This window comes from Streptococcus sp. 4094 (assembly GCF_013277125.1).
GTDB lineage: Bacteria > Bacillota > Bacilli > Lactobacillales > Streptococcaceae > Streptococcus.
Window position 1 is genome coordinate 43,219 of sequence record NZ_VMMI01000031.1, and the last position, 6,017, is coordinate 49,235.

The window sequence follows — 6,017 nt, forward strand, 5'->3', positions numbered from 1 at the left end:
TGTTAAGTTTAAATATAGGATTTCAAAATATCGACGGCATCGCTTCTTTTCTTAACCTGATAGGACTTGATTCCCAATTTCTCAGCTGCGATTGCATTGTACTCAATATTGCCTAGAAAGACACAATTTGTAGGATTTAACTGGTATTTATCGAGAATCCCCTTCATACTTATGTCAAGAACCCCTCTTTGCCTTATCCTTTCATATTCTCCTTACAAATCTTTTTGGTAATAAAATCTTTTTCCTGTGTAGGGATAGTCTTGCAAAGCAAAGACTTCCTTGTAGCCATGTTTCTGATAAAAATCTGGCGCCTGAAACTGGTAAGTATTAACAAAAGCAAAACGACAGTTTCGATTCTTAGCTTCAGTCTCTACTTGCTGCAATAGTTTTGAACCGATTCCTTGCCCTCGCAGTTCCTCTTTTACAAATAAATACTCGATTTCTAGCCAATTTCCAAAAGTCTCTGCTATCAAGCCTGCCAGAAGATTGCCCTTTTCATCTTCAACATAAAGATTAAGTGGCTCACTTTCAGCCTCTTCTCTTTTTGAACGATTATAAGCACGAATCAAATTCCCAATTTCTTGTGATTTATGGGATTCCTTATTTTCCAATCTAAAGTACATCTAAACCTCCTCAAACACTGTTACAGCTTGATTATAGTCTTATTTCAATAGACTGTCAAACTAGCAAAAACTCACCAACCTGAGTTGATAAGTCTTTAACCTATTTTCTAAATTTCCACTGGCTATAAATCCCGAAACCGATAATCCAGATAGCTGAGCCGATTGCTCCTACAAATGTAGACTCTTGTAAAAAGAGGGTTACAAAGACAAAGGCAAAGAAGAGCATGGTTAAGGGATTTAGGAAACGATAATGGGGCATGAGATAGCCATCCGCCATAAAGTCTTGTGACTTGCGGTATTTAAGGTGAGCCACCATGATCAAGATATAAATGGCAATATAGACACCAGATGATGAAGCCGTAATCAAGGCAAAGGCATCCGAAACTCCTGGCAAGACGTTGATAAAGGCTGCTAGGGCAATCAAAATCGCTGAGGCAATGATGGCATTTTGTGGTACATTGTGGCGAGAAAGAGTATCTGCTTTAATAGCCTTTAGGAAGCGATTTGGCGAATCATGAGCAATCTGGTACAAATGACGACCTGTTGAATAAAGGGTTGAGTTAAGAGCAGAGGCTGCTGAGGTCAAAACGACGAAGTTAATCAAGGCTGCTGCCCACTTGACACCGGCCAATTCAAATACTGTTACAAAAGGAGAATCAGCAGAAGCCAGTTCACGCCACGGAATGATAGCCATGATGGCTAAGAGGGCACCACCGTAGAAAAAGGCGATACGCAAAGGAATTTCCTTAACGGCTTTTGGCAAGACCTGACGTGGATTTTTGGTTTCAGAAGTTGTGACCCCGATAAACTCAATCATGAGGTAGGCAAAGAACACCATCTGGAAGGCCATGACAAAGTTCACTCCACCATTTGGAAAGAGAGAGAAATTATCAGCAATATTGGCTAAACTTGCTACTCCATGAGGTGTCTTAAAGCCTGTCAAGACCATAAAGACTCCTGTCGCAATCATAGCTAAAATAGCCACAATCTTAACCATCGCAAACCAAAACTCAACTTCCCCAAAGAGCTTCACCGCAATCAGATTAACTAAGGCTAGAATGGTCAAAAATCCAATTTCAATCATCCAACTCGGCCAAGTTGGGAACCAAAATTGCACATAATGTGCGATAGCAGTGATTTCCGCCATACCGATAAAGACAACGGATAGCCAGTAAGACCAAACCGAGAAATAGCCCCAGCCCTTACCCAAATGGCGCGTGATAAAGTTGATAAAGGTATGTTGCTCAGGGTCTTGGTAGAGCATTTCCCCAACAGCACGCATCATGAGGAACATGAAAGCCCCAGTAATCATATAAATCAGTACAATGGAAGGACCTGTTAGGCTAATAGAGCGACCTGCTCCCAAAAAGAGTCCTGTTCCGATTGTGCCAGCGATGGCCATAACCTGCACATGACGATTGGTCAGACCACGCTCCATCTTGTTTTTCTTCTTTGAACTCATAACGTCTCCAATTCAATTTAAAATGGAAAAAGGAGTGAGTGAAGCGCACAGCCCCCCCACTCCTTTTTTCTGTTTTTAGGCTGTTTTTTCAACCTTTAAGATTTTTACATCATAGCTACCAACAGGTGTTTCAATGGTTGCTGTGTCACCTGTTTTCTTGCCAATCAAGGCTTGTCCAATTGGGCTTTCATTTGAAACTTTACCTGCAAAGGCATCCGCACCAGCTGAACCTACGATAATATAAACTTCTTCTTCGTCCTCACCAATTTCTTGGATGGTGACTGTTTTACCAATCGCTACTTCGTCTTGGGCAACTGCGTCGCTATTGACGATTTCAGCATAGCGGATTTTTGTTTCCAAGCTAGAGATTTGTCCTTCAACAAAGGCTTGTTCATCCTTAGCTGCTTCGTATTCACTATTTTCAGAAAGGTCACCGTATGAACGGGCAATCTTAATGCGTTCTACTACTTCTGGTCGACGAACTAATTTCAATTCTTCTAATTCTTTTTCAAGTTTTTCCTTTTCCTCAAGGGTCATAGGATATGTTTTTTCTGCCATTTTTCTCAACTTTCTTCTGATGATATTTTCGAAAGAAAATTATGTGAAGTATCACATAATTTTAGTTTGTTTGGTTTAATTTGCTGTTGACATGTTCAGCGACATTGCGGTCGTGGTCTTCTTGATTGTTAGCATAGTAGACCTTGCCTTCTGTGACATCTGCTACAAAGTAGAGGTTATCGCTCTTAGTTTGATTGATGCTTGACTCAATCGCATCCAGACTCGGACTATCGACTGGACCAGGCATGAGACCTACATTTTTATAAACATTATAAGGTGAATCAATGTTGGTATCAATCGCAACATCCTCAGCTAGGCTGATATTTTGCCCCAGTTTTCCTTGAGCATACAAGATTGCAATGTTACTTTGAAGTGGCATATCACGATTCAAACGATTGTAGAATACACCGGCAATGAGCTTACGATCTTCTGTCTTGGCACCTTCTTTTTCGACCAAGGAAGCAATGGTCAACAACTCATTGACAGTCAAGTTTTTAGATTTGATAGTACTATAATAAGGAGATGTGTTCTTGTCCATAGCTGCCAACATCTCATCAATCAAGCTCTCAATAGTTGTGCTTTCCTTGATAGAGTATGTAGCTGGGAAAAGGTATCCTTCCAAACGATAACGCGCACCGCTGTCTTTTGTAGGCAAACTTTCCAATAAAGTAGGATATTTAGCTACTGCTTGACTGATAAACGTCTCATCTTGAACTTTTGCCAAGAAAGCCTCCGCTGTCAAAGGCTCTTTGAAGTCACCTTGCAATTGACCCACAGCTTGAGCAATCTGATCCAAGGTATAACCTTCTGGAATTGTCAAAGTCGCAAGGACAGGTTCTTGTGGTTCATCTGTTCCACCTTTTTGCAACTCTTTGAGTAAGTCTTCTGTACTCATACTCTTTTGCAAATTGTAGTAACCTGCTTTCAAATCGGTATAATTTTTATACTTAGCATAAAAGCTAAAAATCAGACCATGCTTTACCAAACCAGCTTTTTCAAGCGTCGTACCGATTTCTTGAACGTTTGAACCTTCTGGAATTCCAACAGTCACATATTGTTTCGATGAAGCATCCACAGGCTGTAAAGATGCCTGAACATACTGGTAACCAAAGTAACCACCTGCTGAGAGCAAGGCAAGGAATACAAGGAATGAAATCACAAAGGCTTTCACATGTGACTTCTTCTCTTTCTTAGGCTTAACGGGTTTTGCTCCTTCTCTACGGCTACGACGTGGTGTATCGCTGATGATATCCACTGTTTCTGTAGCAGGCGTAGGTGTTTCTGAACCTGCTTGTTCTGCTTTTTTCTCTGCCGTCTTATAGGAAACAGCTACCCTTGTTGGGGTTTCATTGTATTCTCTTTCAAGTTTCTTAGGTCTAACAGGACCTGGTCCTGGTCTTGAACCACTTTCTTCCGCTGGAGAAGAAGGTACATCTTGACTTGGATGACTTGGAACACCAGGAATTTCTCTTTGAATCTCATCTGCTGGAGAAGCTGGTACATCTTGACTTGGGTGAGTAGGCGCAGCAGGAGCTTTTCTCATAATCTCCTCTACCGTTGACAAGGAATCAGCCATGAGTTCTTCAGCTGAAGGTTCATTTGCAGGAGTGCGAACTACTGCCTTATCTTCTCTCAGAACTTCATCATAGCCTTTTACTTTTTCTAAATCTCTCAGAATCTGCTCTTTAAAGCTTAATTTCTCTTCTTCTCTTGACTTTTCACTCAAAAGTTTTTCCTCCTTGTTGACAATCCATAATATTATATCTTAAAAGTCCAAGAAAAGCAACCTATGATACTTTTCCTAGCTTATTTTTTATACTCGCTAACTTCTCAAAGTAACTTCCACTCGCCTAACCGAAGTGGAAATTAGTCTAAAACGGATTTTTATGGTGGAATTAAGTGTGAGACGTTTGAATTAGAAATGAGGTCTACTATGACAAAACATAAACACCTTACCCTTTCAGACCGTAATGATATCCAATTAGGTTTAGAGCGCGGTGAAACATTCAAAGCTATTGGACAATCCATTCTAAAAGACCCAACTACTGTTTCCAAAGAGGTCAAACGAAACAGACAAGTCCGAGAGTCTACAGGCCATAACCTTCCTTGTCCTTTACTAGACAAAGCTACCTTTGTCTGTAATGGATGTCCTAAAAGAAGACAAAATTGTGGCTATAAGAAGATCTTCTACCTCTCTAAACAAGCTCAAAAACAATACGAACAAACTCTTGTAGAAGCTCGTGAAGGAACTCCCCTCAATTCCAAGACCTTCTGGGAAGTGGACAAAGTCATTTCTGATGGAGTTAAAAAGGGACAACACATCTATCATATCCTCAAAACTCATAACCTTGATGTCAGCTCCTCAACTGTATATCGACATATCCGAAAAGGATACCTATCTATCGCTCCTATTGACCTAGCCAGAGCCGTTAAATTCAAAGAAAGACGGAAACGTAATCTCCCCTCCATTCCTAAAGAAGCTAAAAAAGGTCGCTCCTATGAGGATTTCCAAAACTATTTAGCCCTTAATCAACTAGACTCTTGGCTGGAAATGGATACAGTTCTGGGAAGGATGGGAGGGAAAGTCCTACTCACCTTCAATCTATCTTTCTGTAACTTTATCTTCGCTAGACTTCTGGATAATAAAACTGCCCTTGAGGTTACCAAACACCTCTATGACATCAAGAACACTCTTCATCAAGCTGACAAAGATTTCTGTCAACTCTTCCCTGTCATCCTGACAGATAATGGAGGAGAGTTTGCCAGGGTCGATGATATCGAAATGGATGTGCGAGGAGAGAGTAAACTCTTCTTTTGTGACCCTAATCGCTCTGACCAGAAAGGGAGAATTGAGAAAAATCACACGCTGATTCGCGACATTCTACCTAAAGGAACTTCTTTTGACAACTTAACTCAAGAGGATATCAATCTCGTCTGTTCGCATGTCAACAGTGTCAAACGCGCTGCTTTGAATGGAAAGTCAGCCTATGAACTCTTTGCCTTTACTTATGGAGAAGAAATTCCTAAACTTCTCGGCATTTCTAAAATACCTGCAGAAGACGTCTGTCAGTCGTCTACATTACTCCAACATAAGTTCTAAAAACTAACCTTTAACCCCATTCAAACGTCTCACACTAACTTCCACCATAGCGGAACTTAATCTGAAACGCTTTCAGATGAGGGGATTTTGTGCGCTCTTTTTTTCTATTCATTTTGGCTACAAAAGCGATGAAATCAAGCATGATTAAAACCAGTGGAACTTACCCTGACACGGATTTCCACTGGTTTTTAGGATTTTTATCAGACTAACTTCCACTTGGATTAGCGGTGGAAGTTAGTTTGGGAATTTACCATTTTTTATACTCAATGAAAAT

General features: G+C 40.6%; 6 protein-coding genes. 1 reads left to right on the forward strand and 5 read right to left on the reverse strand.

Annotated elements, in window-relative coordinates; translation table 11 throughout:
• Positions 1 to 8: 8 nt before the first annotated feature.
• From HT721_RS07170 to mltG, 5 genes are all read right to left on the reverse strand, one after another.
• Complete coding sequence (locus HT721_RS07170) at positions 9 to 167, reverse strand: hypothetical protein (RefSeq protein ID WP_173218090.1); 159 nt, start codon at positions 165 to 167, stop codon at positions 9 to 11.
• 45 nt (positions 168 to 212) lie between these two features.
• Positions 213 to 623 carry a GNAT family N-acetyltransferase gene (locus HT721_RS07175; RefSeq protein WP_173218092.1) on the reverse strand — a complete coding sequence of 137 codons (411 nt, stop codon included), beginning with the start codon at positions 621 to 623 and terminating at the stop codon, positions 213 to 215.
• A gap of 100 nt (positions 624 to 723) precedes the next feature.
• The gene (locus HT721_RS07180; protein ID WP_173262165.1) at positions 724 to 2,085 is read right to left on the reverse strand and encodes an amino acid permease; all 1,362 of its coding nucleotides are present in this window, start codon (positions 2,083 to 2,085) and stop codon (positions 724 to 726) included.
• A gap of 75 nt (positions 2,086 to 2,160) precedes the next feature.
• Entirely contained in the window at positions 2,161 to 2,643 is a 483-nt protein-coding gene (gene greA / locus HT721_RS07185; protein WP_000818760.1) for a transcription elongation factor GreA, read from the reverse strand.
• A 61-nt stretch (positions 2,644 to 2,704) separates the two neighbouring features.
• On the reverse strand, positions 2,705 to 4,369 hold the full coding sequence (gene mltG, locus HT721_RS07190) for an endolytic transglycosylase MltG (RefSeq protein WP_173229435.1): 1,665 nt from the start codon (positions 4,367 to 4,369) through the stop codon (positions 2,705 to 2,707).
• A 207-nt stretch (positions 4,370 to 4,576) separates the two neighbouring features.
• On the opposite strand from mltG, the gene HT721_RS07195 reads away from it, so the two are divergent.
• Positions 4,577 to 5,743, forward strand: coding sequence for an IS30 family transposase (locus HT721_RS07195; protein ID WP_173229437.1), 1,167 nt, complete (start codon positions 4,577 to 4,579; stop codon positions 5,741 to 5,743).
• Positions 5,744 to 6,017 lie beyond the last annotated feature (274 nt).

Excerpts from the sequence above, each read along its gene's own strand:
- HT721_RS07170 (WP_173218090.1), bottom strand. The coding sequence starts at position 167 with ATGAAGGGGATTCTCGATAAATACCAGTTAAATCCTACAAATTGTGTC.
- HT721_RS07175 (WP_173218092.1), bottom strand. The coding sequence starts at position 623 with ATGTACTTTAGATTGGAAAATAAGGAATCCCATAAATCACAAGAAATT.
- HT721_RS07180 (WP_173262165.1), bottom strand. The coding sequence starts at position 2,085 with ATGAGTTCAAAGAAGAAAAACAAGATGGAGCGTGGTCTGACCAATCGT.
- greA (WP_000818760.1), bottom strand. The coding sequence starts at position 2,643 with ATGGCAGAAAAAACATATCCTATGACCCTTGAGGAAAAGGAAAAACTT.
- HT721_RS07195 (WP_173229437.1), top strand. The coding sequence starts at position 4,577 with ATGACAAAACATAAACACCTTACCCTTTCAGACCGTAATGATATCCAA.